22 protein-coding genes and 2 pseudogenes are annotated in these 26,475 nt (G+C 31.4%); 20 read left to right on the top strand and 4 right to left on the bottom strand.

What is annotated here, in order from left to right:
* The first annotated feature begins 61 nt into the window (after positions 1–61).
* The 3 genes from RCG18_RS28125 to RCG18_RS28115 all read left to right on the top strand — a co-directional run bounded on the left by RCG18_RS28125 (position 62) and on the right by RCG18_RS28115 (position 2,690).
* Positions 62–1,210: a hypothetical protein gene (locus tag RCG18_RS28125; RefSeq protein ID WP_308039275.1), complete on the top strand. Its 1,149-nt coding sequence runs from the start codon at positions 62–64 to the stop codon at positions 1,208–1,210.
* Between the two features lie 503 nt (positions 1,211–1,713).
* Positions 1,714–2,127 (top strand): thioesterase family protein, encoded by a 414-nt coding sequence (locus RCG18_RS28120; protein ID WP_308039273.1) that lies wholly within the window; start codon positions 1,714–1,716, stop codon positions 2,125–2,127.
* A 152-nt stretch (positions 2,128–2,279) separates the two neighbouring features.
* Positions 2,280–2,690, top strand: a complete 411-nt coding sequence (locus RCG18_RS28115; protein WP_308039271.1) for a hemerythrin domain-containing protein — start codon at positions 2,280–2,282, stop codon at positions 2,688–2,690.
* A gap of 425 nt (positions 2,691–3,115) precedes the next feature.
* Here the strand turns inward: RCG18_RS28115 and RCG18_RS28110 are convergent, their stop codons facing one another.
* On the bottom strand, positions 3,116–3,550 hold the full coding sequence (locus RCG18_RS28110) for a hypothetical protein (protein WP_308039270.1): 435 nt from the start codon (positions 3,548–3,550) through the stop codon (positions 3,116–3,118).
* A gap of 315 nt (positions 3,551–3,865) precedes the next feature.
* Here RCG18_RS28110 and RCG18_RS28105 point away from each other — a divergent pair, with 315 nt between their 5' ends.
* From RCG18_RS28105 to RCG18_RS28090, 4 genes are all read left to right on the top strand, one after another.
* A complete protein-coding gene (locus RCG18_RS28105) occupies positions 3,866–4,783 on the top strand; it encodes a patatin-like phospholipase family protein (protein WP_308039268.1) in 918 nt (305 codons plus the stop codon).
* Positions 4,784–4,875: 92 nt separating this feature from the next.
* Positions 4,876–5,553 carry an HD domain-containing protein gene (locus RCG18_RS28100; RefSeq protein WP_308039267.1) on the top strand — a complete coding sequence of 226 codons (678 nt, stop codon included), beginning with the start codon at positions 4,876–4,878 and terminating at the stop codon, positions 5,551–5,553.
* A 72-nt stretch (positions 5,554–5,625) separates the two neighbouring features.
* Positions 5,626–6,105, top strand: a complete 480-nt coding sequence (locus RCG18_RS28095) for a hypothetical protein (RefSeq protein ID WP_308039266.1) — start codon at positions 5,626–5,628, stop codon at positions 6,103–6,105.
* Positions 6,106–6,144: 39 nt separating this feature from the next.
* Entirely contained in the window at positions 6,145–7,287 is a 1,143-nt protein-coding gene (locus RCG18_RS28090; protein WP_308039265.1) for an iron-containing alcohol dehydrogenase, read from the top strand.
* 244 nt (positions 7,288–7,531) lie between these two features.
* Here RCG18_RS28090 and RCG18_RS28085 read toward each other — a convergent pair whose 3' ends face one another.
* Positions 7,532–7,669, bottom strand: a complete 138-nt coding sequence (locus RCG18_RS28085) for a hypothetical protein (RefSeq protein WP_308039264.1) — start codon at positions 7,667–7,669, stop codon at positions 7,532–7,534.
* A 662-nt stretch (positions 7,670–8,331) separates the two neighbouring features.
* Here RCG18_RS28085 and cysS point away from each other — a divergent pair.
* The 13 genes and pseudogenes from cysS (at position 8,332) to RCG18_RS28020 (ending at position 22,721) form a co-directional block, all read left to right on the top strand.
* The gene (cysS, locus tag RCG18_RS28080; protein ID WP_308039263.1) at positions 8,332–9,744 is read left to right on the top strand and encodes a cysteine--tRNA ligase; all 1,413 of its coding nucleotides are present in this window, start codon (positions 8,332–8,334) and stop codon (positions 9,742–9,744) included.
* Between the two features lie 553 nt (positions 9,745–10,297).
* A pseudogene (locus RCG18_RS28075) lies at positions 10,298–11,553 on the top strand (FAD-dependent oxidoreductase).
* A pseudogene (gene preA, locus RCG18_RS28070) lies at positions 11,553–12,792 on the top strand (NAD-dependent dihydropyrimidine dehydrogenase subunit PreA). The pseudogenes RCG18_RS28075 and preA overlap by 1 nt, the downstream one beginning before the upstream one ends.
* A gap of 45 nt (positions 12,793–12,837) precedes the next feature.
* Positions 12,838–13,341: a DUF1097 domain-containing protein gene (locus tag RCG18_RS28065; RefSeq protein ID WP_308039262.1), complete on the top strand. Its 504-nt coding sequence runs from the start codon at positions 12,838–12,840 to the stop codon at positions 13,339–13,341.
* 137 nt (positions 13,342–13,478) lie between these two features.
* Positions 13,479–14,864: a dihydropyrimidinase gene (gene hydA / locus RCG18_RS28060; protein WP_308039261.1), complete on the top strand. Its 1,386-nt coding sequence runs from the start codon at positions 13,479–13,481 to the stop codon at positions 14,862–14,864.
* A gap of 438 nt (positions 14,865–15,302) precedes the next feature.
* Positions 15,303–15,728, top strand: coding sequence for a MarR family transcriptional regulator (locus RCG18_RS28055; protein WP_308039260.1), 426 nt, complete (start codon positions 15,303–15,305; stop codon positions 15,726–15,728).
* A gap of 106 nt (positions 15,729–15,834) precedes the next feature.
* A complete protein-coding gene (locus RCG18_RS28050) occupies positions 15,835–16,080 on the top strand; it encodes a hypothetical protein (protein ID WP_308039259.1) in 246 nt (81 codons plus the stop codon).
* Between the two features lie 186 nt (positions 16,081–16,266).
* Positions 16,267–17,151 (top strand): potassium channel family protein, encoded by an 885-nt coding sequence (locus RCG18_RS28045; protein WP_308039258.1) that lies wholly within the window; start codon positions 16,267–16,269, stop codon positions 17,149–17,151.
* 98 nt (positions 17,152–17,249) lie between these two features.
* On the top strand, positions 17,250–18,416 hold the full coding sequence (locus RCG18_RS28040; RefSeq protein ID WP_308039257.1) for a DHHA1 domain-containing protein: 1,167 nt from the start codon (positions 17,250–17,252) through the stop codon (positions 18,414–18,416).
* 236 nt (positions 18,417–18,652) lie between these two features.
* Positions 18,653–19,249, top strand: coding sequence for a molybdenum cofactor guanylyltransferase (locus tag RCG18_RS28035; protein WP_308039256.1), 597 nt, complete (start codon positions 18,653–18,655; stop codon positions 19,247–19,249).
* A 212-nt stretch (positions 19,250–19,461) separates the two neighbouring features.
* Complete coding sequence (locus tag RCG18_RS28030) at positions 19,462–19,686, top strand: (2Fe-2S) ferredoxin domain-containing protein (protein WP_308039255.1); 225 nt, start codon at positions 19,462–19,464, stop codon at positions 19,684–19,686.
* 106 nt (positions 19,687–19,792) lie between these two features.
* Complete coding sequence (locus tag RCG18_RS28025) at positions 19,793–21,514, top strand: [Fe-Fe] hydrogenase large subunit C-terminal domain-containing protein (RefSeq protein ID WP_308039254.1); 1,722 nt, start codon at positions 19,793–19,795, stop codon at positions 21,512–21,514.
* Between the two features lie 34 nt (positions 21,515–21,548).
* Positions 21,549–22,721: a PP2C family protein-serine/threonine phosphatase gene (locus RCG18_RS28020; protein WP_308039253.1), complete on the top strand. Its 1,173-nt coding sequence runs from the start codon at positions 21,549–21,551 to the stop codon at positions 22,719–22,721.
* A 98-nt stretch (positions 22,722–22,819) separates the two neighbouring features.
* On the opposite strand, the gene RCG18_RS28015 is transcribed toward RCG18_RS28020, so the two are convergent.
* Together RCG18_RS28015 and RCG18_RS28010 are read right to left on the bottom strand one after the other, a co-directional pair.
* A complete protein-coding gene (locus RCG18_RS28015) occupies positions 22,820–24,544 on the bottom strand; it encodes an NADH-dependent [FeFe] hydrogenase, group A6 (protein ID WP_308039252.1) in 1,725 nt (574 codons plus the stop codon).
* A gap of 32 nt (positions 24,545–24,576) precedes the next feature.
* Positions 24,577–26,472, bottom strand: a complete 1,896-nt coding sequence (locus RCG18_RS28010) for an NADH-quinone oxidoreductase subunit NuoF (RefSeq protein WP_308039251.1) — start codon at positions 26,470–26,472, stop codon at positions 24,577–24,579.
* Between the last annotated feature and the right edge of the window lie 3 nt (positions 26,473–26,475).

Below are 26,475 nucleotides of genomic sequence, written 5' to 3'. Positions count from 1 at the left end.
TATCGTAACTAACTTAGGATAGTATTCATACTATATATTAGCAAGTTAAGGAGGTATAATTTTGTCAAGGTCAAAAAATAACACAGATAAATTAGTAGACCTTCTTTTTTATGTACTTCCTCAGTATATGGATGAATATAATAATCAGAACCACAGGAAAAGAGAAGGTTTAAGAGACGACGAAAGAGAAGGTCTTAGAGATGAGGGAATAGAAGGTTTTAGAGACGAGATAAAAGAAGAAATTTTTAAAAAATTTAAATCACTTGCTTTTAATGATGATAAGCATAATGCGAAAAGTGAGCATAAGGAAGGTAATGCAAAAAAGGTTCAAGGCAATCATCAGGTAAGTAAAAATAATGCTGATGATGATAAGCATAATGTGAAGAGTGAGCATAAGGAAAATAATGTAAAAAAAGTTCAAGATAATCATAAGCTGCGTGAAAATAATATCGACAGAAATAATATAGAAGAAAAACATACTGAAGATGGTGATCAAAAATGTAACAAGTTTAATAATGAGTGTAAGGATTGTAAGAATTGTAATGTAAAAAAGATTCAAGATAATCATCAGCTGCGTAAAAATAATACTGAAAGAAATGTTATTAAAGAAGATACTGAAGATGGTAATCATAAATTTAACAAATTTGATGAAGATAAAAAAAGAAGTGACTTAAATTTAAGTAATAATGAAAAAACACCAAATAAGGAAACAGGCGATAAGTTTATAAAAGAAAACTATATATATAATGATAAAGCTCAATTTAAAGAAATATTAAAATTATTAATTAATAAAAGGATTAACATAGTTATTTCAGATCCTATAAGAAGTATAATATACAACGTTATTATATTAGAGGTAAGTAGTGATATTGTAAAATTAAAAACAGAAGTAAATACTATAATAATATTATGCATAAAAGAAATAGTGGCAATACAATGTGATGAAAAAGACTATATTGCTTTTGTTAAAAATGTTTATTTTAATAAGAAAGAACATTATGATGGAGGAGAATTACAGAACTATCTCTATACTATAATAGGAAAAAGAGTTTTTATACAAACAAAAGGAAATGCAGACTTTAGACATATTAATTGTAAAAAAATAACTGCAGTAGGAGAGGGTTTTGTTGTTATTGAAGATAGTATTATAATATCTCTTTATAAAATTATTTTAGTTGAAGAAGTTGAGTGTTATAAAGAGGATTCTTAATTTCAGATGGAGTTTTAAAACTCCATCTGAAGCTTATTAACAGGCTTCTTAGTGTCTTTAGCACTTAGAAGGCGTTATCCTTAGGGGAAGCCATTATCTAGGTTCGCAGCGACATTTATAATAAACACCTGTATTTCCTAATTTTGATTAAAATACGATATTTTACAAAATCAATAATAGGAGTACCTCCCATTTCTATTCCAGTGAAGTCAAATAATATTTCAATACAGTCTTCAATTGTACGTGCAGAATATATGTGAAAGAGATCTTTATTTACTGCATCTAATACTTTGTGGTCTAATACTAAGTTACTAATATTCTTACTTGGTATTACTACTCCATGAGTCCCATCTAAACTATAAATTTTGCATATACTGTTAGTATAATATGCACATCATTGGTATATGGAAACAGTTTTTAATAATTCAACTATATAGACAAAGTGTTATAAAGTAGTAAAATATATATTATACACAAGTATATAGAAGAAGGTGGAATATTAGATGTACATAAGTGAAAGTAAATTAAAAGTTAGATATGTGGAGACAGACCAGATGGGGATAGTTCATCACTCAAATTATTATCCATGGTTTGAAGTTGGAAGAAGTGAATTTATTACAGAAACAGGAATTTCATATAGCCAGATGGAAGAGGAAGGAGTATTGCTTCCTTTAGTAGAAAGCTATTGTAAATATAACGAAGGTGCAAAATACGAAGATGATATAATAATACAAACTTTTATAGAAGAACTCTCTCCAGTAAAGGTTATTTTTAATTATAATGTGATAAGAGAAAGAGACAACAAGCTTTTAGCAAAAGGAAAAACAACTCATGCATTTGTAAATAAGGAATTTAAAATAGTTAACTTGAAGAAAAAGCATATAAACTTTTGGGAAAACTTTTGTAAATTAAAATAAAAAATATACTATCTAAAAAGGTATGAAATATATTATTTGGTACTTTTTTATTTTTGTTATGTAACTAATGTTACGGAAGCTTTTATTAAAAGATGTTATCATTTGGATATAGAGGAAAAAATAATAAAGATTAGTTAAGAAGGGTGATTTATATGACTAACATAGAAAGTTTAAAAAGACAGCATATTGATATTTCTGAAAGTATAGGAATAATTAAAAGTTTAGTTAAGAAAACAAATTTTCAAGAGGATTCAAGTGAAATAGCAAAACATATAAGTTTACTTGCTGGAAAATTAAAAATACACTTAGACACAGAAGATAAGTTTTTATATCCTGAGCTACTGAATAGTAAAGATGCTAAAATAAAAAAGATGGCAAATGATTATATAAAAGAGATGGGAAGTTTATGCCAATCTTTTACTGTTTTCAAAAATCAGTTTAACACTAAAACTAAGATAATTAATAATTTAAATGACTTTAAAATTCAATCTGTTGAGATAATTAATTTATTAGAAAAGAGAATTTCTAAAGAAGATAGGGAATTATACCCTATAATTAAATAGTTTTATATAGATATCCCAATTTAATAATTGACTTAAGCAAGGTACCCCTATGATCGGATATTTATATAGGGAAATAACTAGAAAGCTAACTTATACAAAGAGGTATGTTTCCAAAGCTTAAGGTAGATTTAAAAACTTTAGATTGGCTAAAAGTTTTATCCGATGACTACCCGCTCTAATACTCCCGCTTCTCCAAGCGGGAGTAAAGAGCGGCTACGTCCCTGGATAACGATTTCTAAGCATCAGGTGGAGTTAAAACTCCATCTGATGCCAAGAACTCTGTTTATATGAAACTCCTCTTCCTTATGTAAGATGAGTAAGCGATTCGCACAAAATCACAGATTTTGGCTCTCTGCTTAACGTAATGAAGCTTGAAAGCATATCACGGCGTATAAGTTAGCTGACCGCCTAGTACCTCTATAATATTAAAGATCTAAATCTTCTGTATTAAGATGAATGTCTTCCAATCTATGAGGCAAATCTAAATTGGGATCTTTTAGAGTACCACCCATTTCTTTTAACATTCCTTTTACCTTTTCTTCGTTATTCTCATCTACTTCCATAGTAAGTTTATAATTAACATCTGCAATTTCTTCAAATCCACTCATACCGCTTACCATAGGGCTTGCAGCGTTTAAAGGGTTTTTAGAAGGGTCTTCAATGTATGGACCTGAGTTTAGAACCATTCTCGAAAGATTTGGCGCGTTTTCATTTCCAGGCAATATTGGTTTAACACCGCTATTAAAATCTTCATAGTGATCGTTTATATCTACTACTGCATTATTAAACCCTTTACTTTTAAGCTTTGCAGCTGCATCATTTGCATTTTTAATGCCTCTAAAATAAGCTTCTACTTTCATAATAAATCCTCCTTGTATTAGATACATATATTTATCAATAGTTTTCCGCTAGGTACAAATATTATTCTAATAGGATTATTATATAAAGAGTATATATCACTTATACAGAATGCTGATTTGGTACGAATCGCTTACACAGAGCGCGTTGGGGTGTTAGTGAAGGTAGATATCGGATAAATATTATTGGAATAATTTTAAATATAGCAGGATTAATCTGCATGTATAAAAAATAGTAAGGTTATAGCATTAAAAACTTCTATAGTCTTGTTATTTATATGTATATTAAATCATATTTTATAACGAGGTGATAGAAATATGAAGATTGATGCTGTTTTTGAGGGCGGTGGAATGAAATTTATAGGTTTGGTGGGCGCTGCGTGCTGTTTAGAAGATAGAGGATACGAGTGGAATTATGTTGCAGGTACTTCGTCAGGATCAATTGTAGCAGCACTTTTGGCTGCAGGATATAAAGCTAGTGAATTAAAAGAAATATTAATGAATATTGATTGTACAAAGTTTCTTGACAAAAATAAAATAAATATAATATCTCCAATAAACAAGTCCATAAATCTTTTTAAAAATAAAGGAATTCATTCTGGAGACCCTTTGGAAGAGTTTATTGGAAAATTGTTAGCGGAAAAAGGAAAGATTAAGTTTAAGGATGTGAGCGAGAATGGAAAATCAAGGCTTAAAGTTATAGCCTCTGACATAACGCAGAGAAAAATGCTAGTACTTCCGGAGGATATAAAAAGTTATGGCATTGATCCTATGGAGCTTAAAATTGAAAAAGCCATAAGAATGAGTATAAGCATTCCTCTATATTTTAAGCCAGTAAAACTTTATTATAAAGGCAAAGTTAGCTATATAGTTGATGGAGGAATTTTGAGCAAATTTCCAATTTGGATTTTTGATGTATATGGCGTACCAAAATGGCCTACATTTGGATTTAAATTAATTAGCAAGAAGATCAGTAATACTGCAGAGGGAAAAACGGATTTTCCAGCATTTGTATTTGACATATTCGATACAATGATAGAAAAAAATGAAGATATATATATTAGAGATAAAGATGCTGTTAGAACTATATTCATTCCAACTTTAGGTGTGCAAACTACTCAGTTTAATCTGTCAAAGGAAATGAAAATTAAACTGTTTGATTCAGGTTACAAAAGTGCAGAAAAATTTTTAAATTCATGGGATTTTCAACAATATATAAAAAAATATAGGGATTAATTATTATTTTATTATTTAATTATTGAATTATTTTGGTATAATTAGTAAAAGAGTAGTTCGGATAACATATACTAAGCTGAGGTGATACGGATATGGGATTATATAAAGCTAACGAAAAAGAATTTAAAAGAATAGTTTTGGAAACAGCGGAATTTGTAAGGGAAAAACTAGAGGGGGAAGGCTCAGGACATGATTGGTGGCATGTTTATAGGGTTTGGAAAAGTGCTGTGAATATCTCAAAATATGAGAAGGCTGATTTGCTAACAGTAGAGTTAGCAGCCTTGCTTCATGATATAGCAGATTGGAAGTTCTATAATGGAGATCAAACAATTGGGCCTAAGATTGCTGTGGAATGGTTAATAAAACAAAAGGTAGATTATGAAAGAATTGAACATATAGCAAGCATTATAAAGGATATATCTTTTAAAGGAGCAGGAGTTAAGGGAGAAATGAGCACTATTGAAGGTATGATAGTGCAGGATGCGGACAGGCTGGATGCAATTGGGGCTATAGGTATAGGGAGAGCTTTTGCGTATGGAGGACATAAAGGAAGAGAGCTATACAATCCAGATATAAAGCCAGTGTATCATGAAAGTTTTGAACAATATAAAAAAAGTCAAGGCACTACAATAAATCACTTTTATGAAAAGCTTTTACTTTTAAAAGATTTGATGAACACTGCTAGAGCAAAGGAATTAGCAGTTAAGAGACATGAATTTATGGAAGAATTTTTAAAACAGTTTTATTCAGAGTGGAATGGTAAGTTTTAAAAAGTTACTCCTTAAAAATTTTAATATGTTAAAAATGCATAATTTCTAATGTATTCTGAAGGGGATGGTATTATGGCGCGGAAAATATCATTAATACTTTTGTTTATTATGATAAGTATTTTTGCTACTGCATGTAAAAAAGAAACAACCATATTATCTTATCCAGAGAAAATTATAATTTATAGAAATGGCACAAAACAAGTATTGAAGCAATCTAATCCTAGCTTTAAAAACATCATAATGCTCACTAACAAGCGGTTTAATAATATATATACAGATACAATAGATGTAGATGATAAGTGTATCCAAAAAGCAAAAGATGATGGTATTGATATAGAATTTATTTATGCTCAAGAGCAGGAATTTAATGTTGTGGCAGAGGGGGTGAAACAGTTTAAGTATACAAGACTATTTTTTCCGCTATCGGCTAAAAATGATAAGAAGAATAGGCAATATTTAATGTATTATGGAAATGGAAAAAAGTATTTAAATAATCCAATAGTAAATTTATCGCCATCAGAAGACTTAATAAAAATAATAGGCGAATTGTAATGCGCAACTTTAGTTATCAGATAGGAGGCATAAAATATCATGAAGAAGTTAACCTTTGGAGGAAAAAATATAATAACAGGTGAGGGAGCTTTAGAATACCTTAATAACATAAATGATGAAAAAGTAGTGATTGTAACTGGTGGTAAATCTATGCTTGAAAATGGAACTATTGAAGGTATAGACAAAGTATTAAAGCAAAATAATTGTGAAACCTGTATTATATCTGGAATAAAGAAGAATCCTGACACAGAAGAAGTAATATTAGGTGTAAAGAAAATGAAGAAATTTAATCCCGATACTGTGATAGCAGTTGGTGGAGGCTCATCAATGGATGCTGCAAAGGTAATGACATTATTATATGAAAATGAACATATAAACTTCGATAATATACTTTCAATAGAACTTCCAGAAGAGAGAAATAAGGTTAAGCTTATTGCTATACCATCCACATCTGGAACAGGAAGTGAAGTTACAAAGGCAGCGGTAATAACTTTCAAAAAGGATAATCTAAAAATAGGCATTAAGACAAATGCATTTATTCCCGATGTAGCTATTTTAGACCCTAATATAACAATGACTATGCCGGATAATATAGTTGCAGAAACAGGTATGGATGCTATAACCCATGCGGTAGAATGCTATATAAACGACAATTTAGATGATTTTACTGAGTGTATCGCTAAAGGTGCAGTAGAAGGATTGTTTAAATACTTGCCACTTTCATATAAAGATAAAACTTTAGAAGCTAGAGAAAAGGTACATCATTATCAGTGTATTGCTGGATTGGCTTTTGATAATGTTGGGCTTGGCATGGCTCACGGTATTTCACATGCATTAGGAGGAAAATTTAATCTAGGTCATGGTATCGCTAATGCTATTGTGTTGCCCTATGTGCTTAAATATAACTCAAGAAACGAAGCAGTAGAAAGAAAGCTAAAAATACTTGCAAAGGTTATAGATAGTTTAGATTTTATTGAATCAGTTAAAAGCATTAATAATACATTAAACATTCCTAAATGTTTAAAAGATGCAGGAATATCAGAAGATGATTTTAGAATCAGTTTTGGACTTTTAGTAGAAAATTCATTAAAAGGATCAACAAGGGTTAACCCGGTTAAAAGTTCAGAGGAAGAAATGAAAGAATTACTCAATTGCATATACTATGGTTATACAATAAAGTAAGGCTAGATATAGGATTTTAAGTTAGAAAATTGACTTACACAAAGAGGTATGTTTCCAAAGCTAAAAGTTTTTAACGAACTGAAGCTTGGAAACATACCCCGGGAGTTAAGTCAATTTTCGGCTTTGAGCCCTATATAGGTAAAACAACTCTCAACTTTCAACTAAAAGTATTCACTTTAAATTTAAATATTGCCAGCACATTATAGTGTATAAGTTAGCTGGCCTCCAAGTAAACTATATTTAGTTAGCCGCAAGTTGAGCAGCTTCCACCACATTCGCTACCTACCTGTATTTCGCTTTCTATTGAGAAGCCTCCACGACCATTTTCACTTCCGGATTTCAACGTGAAACTTCCATATTGTTTAACAAGGTCTTTATCCACAATAAAAGTTAAATCTTTTATTTGTTCAGTAGCGTCGTTCTCTTTTTGTTCATCCAGAACAAGATTAAATGCTGGACCGCTTCAGCCCATGCCTGCTAAATAAATTCTAATAACATTAGAATCGATGTTATTATTTGCTAAAAGCTCTTTGAATTCTGTATAAGCTATATCGCTCATATGAATAACTGCCATGTATATTACCTCACTTTACATTAAATTTTTACTTTATTTGCTACTAACAAGTAACAAATATTAATTAATAAAGTATTGTATAAATACTTCTACTTAGTTATAATAATATAAAATAATAGAAAATTCAACTATCATGATTTTCTATAGTATATTATGTAGCTTTAGTAAAATTAACATACTGTAAATTTGAGTATTTTTTATAAAATATAAAAACTAAAAATGTTGCATTATTTTAAATTTGTGGTAATATTTATATAAGATTAGTGTTTGAGGAGGTATGTGAAATGTTTTGCTGTTGTTGTAGAAATTACTTAATGAAAGCTTTTAAATCACATAGAGCCTGCGCGCTATCTCTATATTTAATATAAGTTAAATAGATTTTTTTAACCGCAGGTATATATTATCCTGTGGTTTTTATTTTAATTAAAGAAGTAAAATATATGATATAAAGAATGGAGGATGTAATATATATGGATTTTTTTGTGTACAACACCATGTCCGGAAATAAAGAAAAGCTTATACCTGCACAAGAAGGGAAAGTGGGCATATATACATGTGGACCTACAGTGTACAATTATGCCCACATAGGTAACTTAAGAACATACATATTTGAAGATGTTCTTAAAAAGTCTTTAAAATATATAGGATATCAAGTAAAGCATGTTATGAATATCACTGATGTAGGACATTTGCAGTCAGATGCAGACACCGGTGAGGATAAAATGGAGCTTGGAGCAAAGCGTGAAAATAAAACTGTATGGGAAATTGCTAAGTTTTATGAAAATGCTTTTCTTGAGGACTGTGACAAGTTAAATATAGAAAGACCAACAGTCATAAGTAGAGCAACGGAACACATACAAGACATGATTGATTTAATAAAAAGGCTAGAAGAAAAAGGCTACACGTATATCTCTAACGGGAACGTATATTTTGAAATTGATAAATTCGAAGATTATAATAAGCTTGCAAATTTAAGTATAGAAGAATTAGAAGCAGGAAGCAGAGTAGAAGTGGATGAAGGCAAGAAAAATCCTTTAGATTTTGTTCTGTGGTTTACAAATTCTAAGTTTAAGAATCAGATAATGCAATGGGATTCTCCTTGGGGAAGAGGCTTTCCAGGGTGGCATATTGAATGCTCAGCTATGTCAATTAAATATTTAGGAGAAACAATAGATATTCATTGTGGTGGAGTTGATCATATACCTGTTCATCATACCAACGAGGTTGCTCAGTCAGAAGGAGCACTTGGACATAAGTGGGTAAATTATTGGATGCACGGAGAATTTTTAGTACTTGACGGTGGAAAGATGTCTAAATCGAAAGGTGATTTTTTAACGCTTTCAAAAATTGAAGAGAATGAATTTAGTCCTTTAGATTATAGGTATTTTTGTTTGCAATCTAGATATAGAAAGCAGTTGATTTTTAGTTTTGAAGCATTAAGGGATGCACAGAATTCTTACAAGAAGTTAAAGAGTAAAGTATTATCCATTATAGATGCTTTGCAAGAAGAGGAAAGATTAGATGAAAGTAAAATCAACTTATACAAAGGTGAATTTGCTGAACAAATTAGTGATGATTTAAATATGCCTAATGCCTTAACTGTATTGTCGAAAGTTATAAAAGATAATCAATTAACTAATAGAGAGAAATACACGTTAATTGCAGATTTCGACAAAGTTTTGTCGCTTGAATTGACAAAGAAAAATAGCGAAAATGACATGAAAGTTGATGAGGACTTAATAAACAAACTTATAAAAGAAAGAAATGAAGCTAGAAAAAATAGAAACTGGATTAGGGCAGATGAAATTAGAGATGAATTACAAGCTATGAACATCGAACTAATCGATTCAAAACTTGGAAGTGAGTGGAAAATAAAAAAATAATGTATTTATTAAAAAGAAAATGTCTAAAACATGACATTTTCTTTTTTTTTATATTTTTAAATTATAATAAACCTACACATAATATTGTGAAAGATTATGCAATTGAATTATAATTTTTTATAAAAATTATTTATAGATAAAAATAAAATTTAAAAAAATTAAAATATATCGATTATTTTATGAAAAAATAATTAAAAAAATTAAATTCAATTAATTATTATTCAGAAATAATTACAAAATATTTGTAAAGAATTTTTTGAAAAATAATAGAATATTAACATTAAATTTAAAATAAAAAGATATGTATATTGAGAATTTGCTAAAGTGTTTTTGAATTTATTTAAAAAACATAAAAAGATAAAGAATATTCAAAAATGAAAAAAATGTCGTAATGAAAAAACAATAAATGTCGTTTAAAGAAAAAATATGTATATAGAAAGGGTATGGTGTATTTAAAAAATTGGTGTTATTATATTCACATAAAGCAGAAAATGATATAAGTCATTCGCTTTAATTCAAAATACACATAATTTTGAAAGGGGAAAATATAGAAATGGAAAACGGAAAGTACTTAGAAGAAACAAAAAAACCATTCACACCTCTGCTAGCGATTGAAGAAGCTGCAAGATGTCTATTATGTCATGATGCACCTTGTAGTAAGGCTTGTCCAGCAGAGACAGATCCAGCTAAATTTATACGTTCACTTCGCTTTAGAAATTTAAAAGGTGCAGTTGAAACTATAAGAACAAACAATCCTCTTGGAGCAGTATGTTCAAGGGTTTGTCCTTACGACAAATATTGCGAAGGAGCTTGCAGCAGATGTGGAATAGACAAGCCTATTAGAATTGGAGAACTTCAAAGATATTTAACTGACTACGAACAATCCATAAATATGAAAGTTCTAGACAAAGTAGAATTGGATAAAGAAAAAGTAGCAGTAATTGGATCAGGACCAAGTGGTCTTACTGCAGCAGCAGCTTTAGCATTAAAAGGATATAAAGTTACTGTTTTTGAAGAAAAAGATATTTTAGGTGGATGGTTAAGTTATGGAATACCACCTCAAAGATTACCACAAGAAGTTGTTGAAAATGAAATCGATTATATAAAAGAATTAGGTGTTGAATTTAAAACAGGTTGTAAAGTAGGAAAAGATTTAAGTATAGATAGCTTAAGAGCTGAAGGATATAAGGCTTTCTTAGTTGCATGTGGAATGCAAAAGGAAAACTTGTAGATGTTAAGGGTTCAGACTTAGAAGGAGTTGTAAATGGAGTAGACTTTTTAGCACAAGCTAAAACTACTAAAGGCGATGTTAAAGTTGAAAATCATGTAATCGTTATTGGTGGCGGAGATGTTGCTATGGATTGCGCATCAACAGCAAAACTCCTTGGTGCTGAAGATGTTAAGATTGTTTACAGAAGAACAATTGAAAAAATGCCAGCTAGCTCTGAAGAAAAAGAATATGTTAACTCATTGAATATTCCAATCTTCACAGGATTTAAACCAGCAGAAATTATAGGAAAAGACGGAAAAGTTACGGCTTTAAAAGCTGAAGGAATGTTTGATGCTTCAAAAATGGAATTAGACACAGATATGATTATATTTGCAGTTGGACAAGAAGCAGAGAATGTTGAGGGAATTACAGATCTTAAATCAACAGATGTATTTACATCAGGAGATATAGTTGAAGATGATAAGACAGTTGTACAAGCTGTTGCATCAGGTAAATTAGCTGCAGAAAAAATAGAAGCTTTCTTAAAAGGAAAACCAGGATTAGATGAAGCAGCATCAGCTAAGGAGGGTGTAAGATAATGAAAAAAAGAGATCTTTCGATAGAATTTTGTGGAGTAAAATGTGAAAATCCATTTTTCTTAGCATCATCACCAGTTGGAAACAACTATGATATGTGTGCTAAGGCTTTAGAAGCTGGTTGGGCTGGAGTAGTATTTAAAACTGTAAACTCAGAAAAAATGATAGAAGTTTCACCACGTTTTGATGCTACAAGAAAAGAAGGAAACTCCTTTTGTAGGATTTAAAAATATGGAGCAGGTTTCAGAACATTCACTTGAAGAAAACCTAAGAGATATGAAAAAACTTAAAGAAAATTATCCAAATAAGGTTCTAATAGCTTCAATAATGGGAGCTAGTGAAGAAGAATGGACAAGACTTGCCAAGCAAGTTACTGAAATAGGAGCAGACATAATAGAATGTAATTTCTCATGTCCGCAAATGACAACTCATGCAATGGGATCAGACGTTGGACAAAACCCAGAATTAGTTAAAAAATACTCAGAAGCAGTAAGAAAAGGAACTCATCTTCCAGTACTTGCAAAGATGACTCCAAACATAGGAAATATGGAAGTGCCTGCAAGAGCTGCAATAGAAGGTGGGGCTACGGGTATAGCCGCTATAAACACAATAAAATGTATAACTGGAGTTGACCTAGACAAGAAAGTAGGTCTTCCAATAGTAAATGGTAAATCATCAATATCAGGATACTCAGGAAAAGCTGTTAAACCAATAGCTTTAAGATTTATAACTCAAATGAAACAAGATCCAGCTCTTAAGAATATTCCTATAAGCGGTATCGGTGGAGTAGAAACTTGGGAAGATGCTCTTGAATTCATAATGCTTGGATCAGGAACAGTTCAAGTTACTACAGCTATAATGCAATATGGATACAGAATAGTTGAAGATATGATAAGTGGAATACAATACTATATGGAAGAAAAAGGAGTTGAAAAACTTCAAGACTTAGTAGGTTGTGCACTTAATAATATTGTACCTGCTGAAAACCTAGATAGAGATTATATAGTATATCCAAACTTCAATCACGATAAATGTGTAGGATGTGGAAGATGCTATGTTTCATGTTATGATGGAGCTCACCAAGCTATAGTTTGGGATTCAGAAACTAGAAAACCATCGCTTAAACAAGAAAACTGTGTAGGATGTCATTTATGTTCATTAGTATGTCCAATAGAAAAGTGCATAATTAAAGGAGAAATAAAATTCAAAGATTTTGGAGTAGAAAGAGAAATAGCTCTTTAGTAAAAATATAAAATTTTTATTATTGAGACACAAAGGGGAGATTTCATGAATGCTTTAATAGCTAACGCCATAAGCATGGGGATATTAGCATGGATATGGGCTAATGTAAGTGCAGCAATAGGTGCTGCTACTTGGGCAGGATTCATGGGAACTACAACATATTATGCATCAGGTGAGCGCTTTATCAAAGGATGGGTAAAAGGGATAGTGGCAAACATGGTTGGAGTATTATGGGCTATAGTTTGCGTAGAAGTTTCAAATGTTCTTCACCTTCCCAATATAGTGGCTATTATGACAGGGGTTATTTCCTTTGGAATAGTTGCACAAGCTAAATGGAAACCTTTATCATTCATACCAGGTGTATATATTGGATGTTCAACAACTTTTGGTATGCTTGCTTTGAATAATTCTTATTTAACCACAGCATCAGTACTTTTGATGGGATCAGTTGTAGGATTACTTTCAGATGTTGGTGGAGAAATAATAGTAAAGCTAACCACTAGAAATAAAAAAGAAAAAACTAAAGATGATGATACGAAAGTAGCATAAGAGTTAAATTCACTTAATTCATCCATATGGGGTAAAGAGTTATCCTGTATGGATGAATTTGTAAATTATGTTAAGGAATTTTAATAAATAAATATTTAAGTTAATATGTTTATCCTATATTCTAGGAGGGAATATAAATGAGTAAATTTGATTTAGTGATAAAAGATGGGACTGTAATAACAGCTTCCGATACTTTTAAAGCAGACTTAGGTATTAAAAATGAGAAAATTATAGAAATTGGAATAGATTTATGTACTGAAGGAGCAGAAGTAGTTGATGCTTCTGGCAAATATGTTTTCCCAGGTGGAATAGACCCACATACTCATATGGATATGCCCTTTGGTGGAACTTACTCAAGTGATGACTTTAAAACTGGTACAATAGCAGCAGCTTGTGGGGGAACAACTACTATAGTTGATTTTGCTATACAACAAAATGGTAAGACATTAAAGGATGCTACTGATACTTGGCGTGAAAAAGCAGATGGTAAAGCGGTTATTGATTATGGTATTCATATAAGTGTTACAGATTTAAATGACGACATTTTAAATGAAATGCCTGAAATAATAAAACAAGGATACTCAAGCTTTAAGATGTTTATGACATATGATGGTTTAAGAGTAGATGATGGAACAATAATAAGAACTTTAATAAAAGTAAATGAAAGTGGTGGACTTGCTTGTGTTCATGCGGAAAACTACTATGTTATTGATTATCTTACTAAAAAGTTCCGTGAAGAAGGAAAAGGAGAACCTATCTATCATGCATTATCTCGCCCGGATTTAGCAGAAGGAGAGGCTGCTGGAAGAGCTATAAAGCTTGCTAAAATCGCTAATGCGCCTCTTTGTATAGTGCACAATAGCTGTGAAGCATCAGTTTCTGAAATTGCACGTGCTAGAGCTGAAGGATATCCAATAATAGGAGAAACTTGTCCCCAATATCTATTATTATCAGAAGATAACTATAGAGAGCCGGATTTTAATGGAGCTAAGTATGTAATGTCACCTCCATTAAGAGATAAGAAAAATTGGCCAACTATGTGGAAGGCATTAAAAGATAATACAGTACAATTTGTGGCTACAGACCACTGCCCATTCTTCATGAAACAAAAAGAAATGGGAAAGGAATTCTTTGCTCAAATTCCAAATGGAGCTCCAGGAGTAGAGCTTAGAATGTCATTAATGTATACTTATGGAGTAGCAGAAGGAAAATTTGACTTAAATAGGTTTGTACAAGTAACTTCAACTAATGCTGCAAAAGTATATGGAATGTACCCACAAAAAGGCACAATAGCAGTAGGAAGTGATGCTGATATAGTTGTGTTTGATCCAAGGGTTGAAATTACAGCTACAAAACCAATGCTTCATGAAAATGTAGACTATACACCATATGAAGGATTTAAATTGAAAGGTGCTCCGGTAGTTACAATAAGCAGAGGAAGCATTGTTGCAAAAGATGGACAATTCGTTGGTAAAGAAGGTGCAGGTAAATTTGTTGTAAGAAAAGCACCTATATTAATTTAATAGCCAAAATGCCTTTATATTAACCAATTTAGTTGAATTACACAAAGGATAGTTTGGAATAAAGTAAGAAATAAATTTAAGAGGTTAGCGCTGAGCTAACCTCTTAAATTTATTTCTTATAAGATTCTTTGATAAGATTTACTAAGAAAGTATTTAAATATGTCTTTAGTAGTGTAAATATATACATCTACATAAAGCAAGTATTGAGCTTAGACATTTACCCGATGACTACCCGCTCTAATACTCTACATTTTCAAAGTGGGAGTAAAGAGCGGTTACGTCCCTGGATAACGATTTCTAAGCATCAGTTGGAGTTAAAGCTCCATCTGATGCCAAGAACTTTGTTTATAAGAATAAAAGAGTTTTTGTAAAAAGGTTGCTTATGGTATTGCATATAAGTAAAATAATATTAAGTAGATAAATAAGCAGGAGGAAAAAATGTTCGACTTAGATACATGTATAGCATTTATAACAAACAATGCAGCAAAAAAAATATCAGATGAATTTAACGATAGATTAAGCGAATTAGGAATTACAAGAGTTCAATGGACAGCGCTATATTACCTGGGAAAACATAAAAGTATTAATCAAATTGAACTTGCAGATCAAATGGATATAAAGCCATCTACTACAGCAAGACTAATTGATAGAATGGAAAGAGATGGATTTGTAAAAAGAGAAAGAGATATTAATGATAGAAGGACAGTAAATTTAATGATTACCGATAAGGGAAGAGAGTTTAGGGAGAAGCTATTCCCTGTTGGAGAAAGAATGAGTGAGGATGTCTCTAAAGGTATATCAGAGGAGGAAATAGAGATATTTAAAAATGTATTAAAGAAAATGGTTAATAATATTAACGGATAGAATACATTTGAATTAAATGGTTGGTATGCTAACTATTAATGCTATAGGCTCAAGGAGTACATTATATCATAATGAATTGAATATTATAACAAGGAGATGAAATTAGATGAAGTATAAGATAGGTCAAAAAATTGAGTTTACAAATAACTTTACGGTTGAGCTTGAAAAAGGTAAAAAGGCTAGAATTGTAAAGGGTGATAAGGCTATGGTTGTAAGGAAGGTAGGTGAAAATTCAGGCGAAATAGTATATATTACTGGCGAGGCAGCTGGATTAAGTCAGGTAATAGAAATTGATGTTGATGAAAAAGTAGATGCAGATTATATAGCAGGAAAAATTATTAATGATTTATAGTAAATATAATACAATTTAAAGTAATTGTACAAAAGTTTATTTCAAAGCCTTATGTTTTAACGCATAAGGTTTTTTTATTTGTAAGGTGTTGAATATCTATATTGCATAAATTTGTTAAGAATACTACAGTTGAGCTTATAATAAAATTAATTAAAGAGAGTAAGTAAAAATAAAAGGTGGAAGTATATGAAACTAGTAACATATATATATAAAACGCGAAAAAAGAACCTCTTAATGATATTAGGAGCAATGTACATACTAACTTTAATTGCTTTTGGAATAACATACTGGAAAATAGCCAATATGTCTTCTGGAGAATTTTTTATATTTCAAAATGACATTAACATGAATACAAAGATAAGTGCCTTTAGGAAGAAAATGAAAATAAATATTTACAATAAGGATTTTAATAATGTTGTAAGTAAATTAATTGCTTCTGAAGAGTATAAAAGACCTATAGTTAAGATTAGAACTGATAAAGATAAAAATATGTATTCTTTTGCTTTTGATGAGCCTTTAGGAGAAAACTGGGCCAACTATTATTATCTATTGCTTCAAGGAAAAGGTATTACGCATATGAAGATTGAAAGTTCAGAAGAACAAATTATAAATAGAAGAATTCCTACCTATAAATTAAATATATCATTGTATAGAACATCTCAAAAAGATAATAATGAAAATTATATAATATATGATAAAGAAGAAAATAAAAGCTTACAAAAACTAGCTGCAATAACAATTTGGGTAAAAGGGTATCCAACTATTCATGAGGAATTATTTAAATCAGAGGACTGCTTTTATCCTTTAAATTTTTATTTTGTAAACCTTATGGAAAATTCCATTTCATTTATAGATGATAGCCCATTAGTATTAAAAAATGTAGCTAATGGAAGCTTTAAATATCCAATGTGGAATTTTTTGTATTTCAGTGCTGTGACTATTACTACACTAGGTTATGGTGACATTCTTCCTAACTCTACTATGGTTCGTGTTCTTGTAATGTTTGAAACAATATTTGGTGTAGTTATTATAGGGATGTTTGCCTCTTGTTTATTTTGGAATCGTAAGTGATTATGTGGTAAAATAGAATATGGTGATAAAATATTGCTTGAAAATTAAAACTATAATAACATTAAATTTGTTTATAATGCAGAGGGGAGTTGTTTAATTTGACAGAAAAACTATTTTATAATGATCCTTATTTAAAGGAATGTCAGGCGGAAATTGTCGATATAATTAATGAGGACAATAAAATTTTAGTGATTTTAGATAAAACAATTTTTTATCCTGAAGGAGGTGGCCAGCCTTCTGATACTGGTGAAATTAATGGAGTAAAAGTTACATATGTATTTGAAAATAGTGGAACTATTTACCATGAAGTAGAAAAGGTTCCAGAGGGAAAAATTGCATCATGTAAAATTGATTTTGATAGACGTTTTGACCATATGCAGCAGCATTCTGGAGAGCATCTGCTATCAGGGGCTATTTTAAAATTATATGGTGGAAATAATAAAGGATTTCATTTAGGTGTTGATTATGTAACTATTGACATTGATATGAATGAGATTGATGAGCAAATGGTAAATAAAATAGAAGATGAAGTTAACCAGTACATATATTTAAATGAATCATTTAACACGTATGTGGTTTCAAAAGATGAATGCGAAAAGTTTCCTCTAAGAAAACAAATAAATGTTGATGAGGACATAAGAGTTGTAGAAGCAAAGGACATGGATTGCTGTGCTTGTTGTGGAACTCATGTATTTAAAACTGGTGAGATTGGTATTGTTAAAATTATAAAAACTGAAAAATACAAGGGAATGACAAGAATATATTTTAAATGCGGAAAAAGGGCTTTAAAGGATTTTGAAAACAAACATGATATTGTGACTAAGCTTATTAGGAGTTTTTCTGCAAAAGAAGATGATATCATTGAAAGAATTGAAAGTCAGTGTATAGAGCTTGATAATTTGAGAAAAGAATTAGGGAAGTTGAAAAAAAATCTTGCAGAAGTTGAAGCAGAAAATATAATTGAAAATGAAAAAACTCAGGTGGTTTTTAGAAAGTACGATAATAAAGATTTTGATGACATACAACTGATAGCTTCAGAACTTAGTATGAAAAGATACATAATAATACTTGCGTCTTTAAGAGACAATAAAATACTATTTTTAAATAAAACAGATAAAGACGTTAACTGTGGAAAGATATTCAAAGAAAACATAAAAGAATTTAATGGAAAAGGCGGAGGAAATGCATCTAGGGCACAGGGAACTTTTGATAAGGAAGATGATTTGGTGAGATTTTCAGAGTTTGTATATTCAACTTTACTATAAAAAAGCGGCATGTTATGCTGCTTTTTTATTTTAAGAAAATATATTCTTAAGCTCATATCTTTTAGAACAGAATTAATGAAAGGATATGGTGATAAATAAGTATTTTTTAGGCTTATATTAAAAGCTTAAAGTTGTGAATCATTTTAATGTTATGGTAATATTTAAATTAAGATATTAGCTAGAGAAATTTATTAAATTAAATACTGGCAAGTTGGTAATTAGAATGGGGTGATTATATGAAGAAAGTTGGCACAGCTGTAATTCTATGTGGTGGAAAGAGCAGCAGAATGGGATTTGACAAAAGTAAGATAAAGATAGACGGTAAATTACTTTTGGAGATAATTGGTGAAAAGTTAGAAAAGATTTTTGATGAAATAATATTGGTAGCAGAGAAGGAAGATAAGTTTGAAAACTTAAAGTATAAAGTTGTTGAAGATATGGAAAAAAATTATGGTCCAGCTGGTGGAATTTATACAGGATTGAAATACGCATCTTCTAAATATGTGTTCTTTTTAGCTTGTGACATGCCTAAAATTAATATAGACTATATAAAATATTTGATGAGCATTGTAGAACAAGATGAATGTGACGGCCTAATATGTAAGAAGGATGATTGGATTGAGCCGCTTCATGCCTTTTATTCAAAGGATTTAATTAAGGATTTTCAGAAGGGAATAGAAGAAAATAGGCTTGTTCTTTATGACATAATTAAAAATTCTAAAATAAAATATATACCTGAGGAAATCACTAAAAAGTATAGCCCTGATTTAGATATTTTTGTAAATTTAAATTACGTTAAAGATTTAGGAATATTAGAAGACATTTTTAAATAGGTAATTTAAATTCTATATATCTTAATGAAAAAGTTTGATATATATATTATAATTAAATATATATGACAAAAAATAAACAAACACTTAAATAGAATTATATAAAATGAAACCTAAACAAAATGAGGTTTGTCTATAATCAAAAGTAAATCTACTGCATAAATGTTTCAAAAACTAAGAGAGCTTGTAAACTCACAATTATAGGAGTGGTATTTATGGTAACTGTAAGTGTATGTGTAGGAAGTGCTTGTCATCTTAAAGGTTCTTATGATGTAATTAATAGAATTCAGGTGTTAATTGAAGAGTATAAAGTCTTGGATAAGGTTGAGTTAAAGGGAGCTTTTTGTTTGGGGCACTGTACTGAAGGTGTATCGGTAACTGTTAATGAAGAAGATAAAATTTACTCTGTCAATAGAGCAAATGTAGATAACTTTTTGTAGAAGAGATTTTAGGGAGGTTAAAGTCCTAAATGGACTTTAACGGGTAATTTTGCTGGTGGAAACGAGCAAAATTACCCAGTGTGACCACTGAAAGGAGGATTAGTTAATGAAATATATGAACTTCTCTATGGCAAATTGTAAAAACTGCTACAAATGTCTTCGCTCTTGCCCTGTAAAAGCAATTAAATTTAAAAATGAGCAAGCGGAGATTGTGGAAGATAGATGTATAGCATGTAGTCACTGTCTTGCTATCTGTCCTCAAAAGGCAAGACACATAGTAAGTGATTTAGAGAGAGTTAAAGAGGCTTTGTCATCTGGTAAAAAAGTTGTAGCAACTATAGCACCGTCCTTTGCAGGAGTATTTGATGCAAACCCAGGTAAATTTGTAGCTGTACTTAAAAAATTAGGGTTTTCATGTGTAGAGGAAACAGCAGTTGGAGCAAATATAGTTTCTAATATGTATAGGCAATATATTAAAAATTGTGAAATAAATAACTATATTTCCACAGCATGTCCGTCGGTTAACTATATTATTGAAAAATACTACCCTAATCTAGTTCAATACATGATGCCAATAGTATCCCCCATGATAGCTCATGGTAAGCTTTTAAGAGAATTGTACGGAGAAGATAGTCTTATTGTATTTATGGGACCATGTATTGCGAAAAAAATAGAATCAGAAAGTTTTTTAACCAAAGAAATAGTAGATGCGGTAATAACCTTTGATGAACTAAACGATTGGGTGGACAACCTTGATATTAATGTCAGTGAACTGGAAGACTGTGAATTTGATAGAAGCTATTTAAACAGCGACAGAAATTATCCTATTTTTAGTGGAATCGTACAGTGTGTTCGTCCGGTGATAGATGAAAGAGGTTTAGAAGTAATATCCGTTAGTGGTACAGAGGAATGTATGGAATTATTTAAAAGTATAGAAAAAGGCGAGGTAAACAATGCTTTTATAGAGGTTAGTGCATGTAAAGGTAGTTGTATAGGCGGTCCTGGTATGATTAATAACGAAAAGGGATATTACAAAAGGGTTCAAAAGGTTAAGAATTATATTAAAAGTATACCTGACGAAAACGGTACAAGCATAGAACTAAAAAAACAGCTAGATTTCTCAAGAACTTTTATTGATAAAAGCATTACAAAAGAGGTTGCAAGTGAAGAACAGATAGCAAAAATAATGAAAGAGATGGGTAAATATGGACTAGAGGATGAATTAAACTGCGGTGTTTGTGGATATAACACCTGCAAGGAAAAGGCTCAAGCTATATTTGAAGGTATGGCCGAAAGTAATATGTGTCTACATTATATGAGAAACAGGGCGGAAAGCATAAGAAATGTCATATTTGAAAATACACTTAATTGTAATATATTATTAGATGGCGAAATGAGGATTAAGGATATTAACCCAGCAGCCGAGTCTGCTTTTATGGTTAAGTCTCAAAATGTTAAAGGTAAGCCTATAACCATACTAATGGACGATACAGACTTTAAATATGTAAAAGATACTGGTGAAAGTATAATAAGTAAAAAAGTTTCGCTGCCTAAGTATAATTTAGATTTTATTGAAACGGTAGTTTACATTGAAAAACAAGATGTAGTTATGGTAGCTATGGTTGATATCACCAAGGAAGAAAAAAATAAGAAAAAGCTTATTGAGCTTAAGGAAAACACTATAAATGCTGCTCAGCAGGTAATTGAAAAACAGATGAGAGTGGCACAGGAAATAGCAAGCCTACTTGGTGAAACTACTGCGGAAACAAAAATAACATTAACAAAGCTTAAGAAGATTGTTGAAGGAGAAAATGACAGTATATTGTAACCATATCTACTTTTAAAAGGAGGTTGATAATCTGATGGATTATTTCATAGATGTTGCCTATGGAACTTTAGTTAAACATGGGGAAGAACTTGCAGGGGATATGGTAAATGTAATTAGAATGGACAATTGTACTGTAATTGTTATAGCTGATGGGCTTGGAAGTGGAGTAAAAGCAAATATATTAGCTACATTGACCTCAAAGATCGCAGGTACCATGCTTAAAGAAGGAGCAGATATATATGAAACTGTTGATACCATAGCTAATACATTGCCTGTTTGCAAAGTCAGAAACATAGCGTACTCAACTTTTACATTAATTAAAATATATCATAATGGAGAAGCTTATATTGCAGAGTATGATAATCCTCCTATATTTATGATTAGAGACGGTGCCACTATAAATATTTCTAAAAAGCAGCTTCATATAAACGGAAGACAAATTACAGAAAGCAATATAACCTTAAAAGAGGGAGATGTACTAACGGTGGTAAGCGACGGAGTTATTCATGCTGGTCTAGGAAACATATTAAACCTTGGGTGGCAGTGGAAGGATGTTCAAAATTATTTAAAAAAGAGATCAGTGGAAGATTTAAATGCACAAAGCCTCGCTAAAGATTTGCTTGAGGTTTGTTGGGATTTATACTATAGAAAGCCTGGAGACGATACAACGGTGGTAGCAATAAAAATAAAGAGACCTTCATGTATCAATATATTTACAGGACCACCTAAAAATAAGGATGATGACAGTCGTGTTATTAAAAACTTTATCGGTAGTGAAGGTAAGAAGGTTATCTGTGGTGGGACCGCTGCTAATATTGCGGAAAGAGAACTTAACCGAAAGCTTAAAGTAAACTTAAATTTTATAGATAAGAATATACCTCCAACAGCTACAATGGAAGGAATAGATTTGATTACAGAAGGAGTTTTAACCTTGAGCAAGGTTTTGGAAAAGATAAAAAAATATGCTGATCCATTTTCGGAAGATAATGAAATTATCGATTTTAATGGTGAGGATGCTGTTTCAAGATTAGGGAAATTACTAATTGAGGAATGTACTCACTTGAATTTATGGGTTGGAAAGGCTGTAAATCCTGCTCATCAAAACCCTGATTTTCCTTCTGATTTAAGTATAAAATTAAAACTTGTAGAACAATTATATGAGGTAATGAAAAAGCTAGGAAAAAAGGTAACTGTAAATTATGTTTAAAACTTAATAAACAAAGATGGTGTCTCGGGGATATTGAGACACCATCTTTTTTAAATAATCCTAATACTTTTTAGGGTTTTAGGGATTAGGGCAAACAATTAACATTCGCGACAAGTATAATGAGTATGAAGTAACTTATGAGCTTTTTCGCTATTTGGTTTACCTAAGTATTCCTCATAAAGCTTGATTATAGCTGGATTTTCATGAGATTTTCTAATTGGCTTATTTCTATCTTCTTCGTACAATGCATTTGCTCTCTTAGATAAAATATCATAATTACCATGTATATATGGTTGACCGCCTCCGTCTATACATCCACCAGGGCAAGCCATGATTTCGATTATTTGATAATTTGCTTCTCCATTTCTTATTTTGTTAAGAAGTGTACGAGCATTTCCAAGTCCGCTAGCAATAGCAGCTTTTACTTCCATATCTTTAATTTTTATTGTAGCTTCTCTAATTCCATCTAAACCACGAATAACTGTAAACTCTACATTATCTAGTTTCTCACCAGTTATCCATTCATAAGCTGTACGTAGAGCTGCTTCCATAACTCCACCAGTAACACCAAATATAACTCCTGCACCAGTAGATTCTCCAAGAATACTGTCAAATTCTTCATTGTCTAATGAATTAAAGTCAATTCCAGCTTCTTTTATCATTTTAGCTAACTCTCTAGTACTTATAACTACATCTACATCGTTGTTCATTTCTTCTCTTGCTGCTTCGTATTTTTTAGCCAAGCAAGGCATTACTGAAACTACAACTAAATTTTTCGGATCTATATTCATCTTTTCAGCATAATAACTTTTAGCTATTGCGCCGAACATTTGCTGTGGTGATTTACAGCTAGATGGAACATCTAATAAATCTGTAAATTCATGTTCAAAGAAGTTTATCCAACCAGGACAACAGCTTGTAAGCATTGGAAGTCTTCCGCCATTTTGAATTCTTCCCATTAATTCTGTTGCTTCCTCCATTATAGTTAAATCCGCAGCGAAATCAGTATCAAAGATTTTGTCAAATCCAAGGGAACGAAGTGATGCAACCATTTTACCTGTAACTGCTTTTCCAATTTCTATTCCGAATTCTTCACCTAGAGCAGCTCTTACAGCAGGTGCTGTCTGAACTACAACAAATTTATCTTTATCATTTAATGCATCCCATACTTTTGATGTATTGTTAACTTCAGTTAAAGCACCAGTTGGACAAACAGATACACATTGGCCACAGAAAGTACAATTTGTATCAACCATTGGCATACCAAAAGCAGGGGAGATAACAGTTTCAAAACCTCTGTTAACAGCTGATAAAACAGATACTGTTTGAATTTCGCTGCATACAGTTTCACATCTTCTACATAATATACATTTATCTAAATTACGTTCAATTGAAGCACTGGAAGTATCTTTAGGATAAGTAGACATTTCGCCTTTATATTTAATTTCACGTATACCCATATCTGCTGCTAATGTTTGAAGTTCGCAGTTAGTATTTTTTTCGCAAAGTAAGCAATCCTGTGGATGGTCAGATAAAAGAAGTTCCACAACTGTTCTACGAGCTTTTATAGCTTTTATAGAATTTGTTTTTACAACCATGCCTTCAAATACAGGAGTAGTACAAGCCGGAGCTAAGTTTCTTCTTCCTTCAACTTCTACCATACATACTCTGCAGGAGCCAGGTTTATTTTCAACTCCATCATGTAGGTTTAAATGACACAATGTTGGTATATTAATTTCAAGTAGTTTTGCTGCTTGTAGAATAGTAGTTCCTTGTTCTACTTGTAGTTGTTTATTATTTATAGTAAGAGTAACTAAACTCAAAACGTCCACCTCTTTCTTAAAATTTTCATGCATTACTTTTTGACTACTGCATCAACTGGACAGCCAGTAAAGCATGCGCCACACTTAATACACTTATCTTGTATGATAGTATGAAGCTCTTTAACTTTACCACTGATACATGATACAGGACAGTTTCTTGCACACTTAGTACATCCAATACATTTGTTTGTAATTTCATAGCGTACTAGGTTCTTACAAACACCTGCAGGACATCTTCTTTCTTTAACGTGGGCTACATACTCATCCCAGAAGTATTTCATAGTACTTAATATTGGGTTAGGAGCAGTTTGTCCAAGACCGCAAAGAGAAGTATCTTTTATAGTCTGTGCTAATTCTTTTAAGTTTTCTAAATCCTGTTCAGTACCTTGTCCATTTGTAATTTTTGTTAGTATTTCAAGTAAACGTTTATTTCCAACTCTACATGGAGTACACTTTCCACAGGATTCTTCCACAGTGAACTCTAGGTAGAATTTAGCTATGTCAACCATACAGTTATCTTCATCCATAACTATCATTCCGCCTGAACCCATCATGGATCCGATAGAAGTTAATGATTCATAATCTATTGCAATATCTAAGTCTTCAGCAGGGATACATCCACCAGAAGGTCCTCCAGTTTGAACTGCCTTAAACTTACGGCCGTTTTTAATTCCACCGCCTATATCATAGATTATTTCTCTTAAAGTAGTACCCATAGGAACTTCAACAAGACCAACGTTATTAATTTTTCCAGCAAGGGCAAAAACTTTTGTTCCTTTAGAACCAGCAGTACCAATTGAACTATACCAGTCAGCACCTTTATTTATTATTGCTGGAATATTAGCATAAGTTTCAACATTGTTTACACATGTAGGCTTATTCCAAAGTCCGCTTTCTGCTGGGAATGGTGGTTTATTTGTAGGTTCACCACGGCAGCCTTCTACTGAATGAATTAAAGCAGTTTCTTCACCACATACAAAAGCACCAGCACCATATTTTATTTCTATATCAAAGCTAAAGTTTGATCCTAAAATGTTTTCGCCAAGAAGGCCAAGTTCTTTAGCTTGTTTTAATGCTATCATTAATCTATTAACAGCAAGAGGATATTCAGCTCTAATGTATATAACACCTTTAGTAGCTCCAATTGCATATCCTGCTATTGCCATAGCTTCTAGTACACTATTTGGATCTCCTTCAAGTATTGAACGATCCATGAATGCACCTGGGTCACCTTCGTCAGCATTACAGATTATATATTTTTGATCTGCATCATATGCTTTAGCAAATGCCCACTTTTTACCTGTAGGGAAACCGCCGCCTCCTCTACCTCTTAAGCCAGAATCGATCATTACTTTAATAGCATCATCTGGAGTCATTTGAGTTAGAACTTTTCCAAGCGCTAAATAGCCTTCTGCTCCAATTGATTCAGTTATATCTTCAGGGTTTATTAAACCACAATTTCTAAGAGCAATTCTTTCTTGCTTTTTATAGAAAGACATTTCGTCTTGTCTTTTAACTTTCTCTTTTATAGTTGGTTCTTCGTATAGAAGTCTATCAACTATTTTACCTTTTAATAAATGGTCAGTAACTATTTCAGCTGCATCATCTGGTGTAACATGTACATAGAATGCATTGTCAGGACTTATTTTAACTATAGGTCCTTTTTCGCAGAATCCAAAGCATCCAGTAACAGCTACTGTAACTTCTTTAGATAATCCTGCTTTATCTATTTCAGCTTGTAGATTTTCGATAATCTTATCACTTTCAGCAGATTTACATCCTGTTCCACCGCAAACTGTTACATAGCGTTCACATCTTTTATTTTCAACAGCAAGTTCTTCTTCATGAGAAGGTTCTCTCATATCTAATTTTTTTGAAAAATCTTGAGACATTTTTTGGAGCTCTTCATAAGAATTGATTCTATTCAATGC

The sequence above is a fragment of the Clostridium sp. OS1-26 genome, assembly GCF_030915445.1.
Lineage (GTDB): Bacteria > Bacillota > Clostridia > Clostridiales > Clostridiaceae > Clostridium_AM.
This window is presented reverse-complemented; position numbering and strand designations above follow the sequence as displayed.

What these genes read in the sequence shown, in the direction of transcription:
- RCG18_RS28115 (WP_308039271.1), top strand. Translation starts at nt 2,280, where the DNA reads ATGACTAACATAGAAAGTTTAAAAAGACAGCATATTGATATTTCTGAA.
- RCG18_RS28050 (WP_308039259.1), top strand. Translation starts at nt 15,835, where the DNA reads ATGAAGTATAAGATAGGTCAAAAAATTGAGTTTACAAATAACTTTACG.
- RCG18_RS28110 (WP_308039270.1), bottom strand. Translation starts at nt 3,550, where the DNA reads ATGAAAGTAGAAGCTTATTTTAGAGGCATTAAAAATGCAAATGATGCA.
- RCG18_RS28095 (WP_308039266.1), top strand. Translation starts at nt 5,626, where the DNA reads ATGGCGCGGAAAATATCATTAATACTTTTGTTTATTATGATAAGTATT.
- RCG18_RS28055 (WP_308039260.1), top strand. Translation starts at nt 15,303, where the DNA reads ATGTTCGACTTAGATACATGTATAGCATTTATAACAAACAATGCAGCA.
- RCG18_RS28035 (WP_308039256.1), top strand. Translation starts at nt 18,653, where the DNA reads ATGAAGAAAGTTGGCACAGCTGTAATTCTATGTGGTGGAAAGAGCAGC.
- RCG18_RS28090 (WP_308039265.1), top strand. Translation starts at nt 6,145, where the DNA reads ATGAAGAAGTTAACCTTTGGAGGAAAAAATATAATAACAGGTGAGGGA.
- RCG18_RS28030 (WP_308039255.1), top strand. Translation starts at nt 19,462, where the DNA reads ATGGTAACTGTAAGTGTATGTGTAGGAAGTGCTTGTCATCTTAAAGGT.
- hydA (WP_308039261.1), top strand. Translation starts at nt 13,479, where the DNA reads ATGAGTAAATTTGATTTAGTGATAAAAGATGGGACTGTAATAACAGCT.
- RCG18_RS28065 (WP_308039262.1), top strand. Translation starts at nt 12,838, where the DNA reads ATGAATGCTTTAATAGCTAACGCCATAAGCATGGGGATATTAGCATGG.
- cysS (WP_308039263.1), top strand. Translation starts at nt 8,332, where the DNA reads ATGGATTTTTTTGTGTACAACACCATGTCCGGAAATAAAGAAAAGCTT.
- RCG18_RS28105 (WP_308039268.1), top strand. Translation starts at nt 3,866, where the DNA reads ATGAAGATTGATGCTGTTTTTGAGGGCGGTGGAATGAAATTTATAGGT.
- RCG18_RS28025 (WP_308039254.1), top strand. Translation starts at nt 19,793, where the DNA reads ATGAAATATATGAACTTCTCTATGGCAAATTGTAAAAACTGCTACAAA.
- RCG18_RS28020 (WP_308039253.1), top strand. Translation starts at nt 21,549, where the DNA reads ATGGATTATTTCATAGATGTTGCCTATGGAACTTTAGTTAAACATGGG.
- RCG18_RS28120 (WP_308039273.1), top strand. Translation starts at nt 1,714, where the DNA reads ATGTACATAAGTGAAAGTAAATTAAAAGTTAGATATGTGGAGACAGAC.
- RCG18_RS28045 (WP_308039258.1), top strand. Translation starts at nt 16,267, where the DNA reads ATGAAACTAGTAACATATATATATAAAACGCGAAAAAAGAACCTCTTA.
- RCG18_RS28100 (WP_308039267.1), top strand. Translation starts at nt 4,876, where the DNA reads ATGGGATTATATAAAGCTAACGAAAAAGAATTTAAAAGAATAGTTTTG.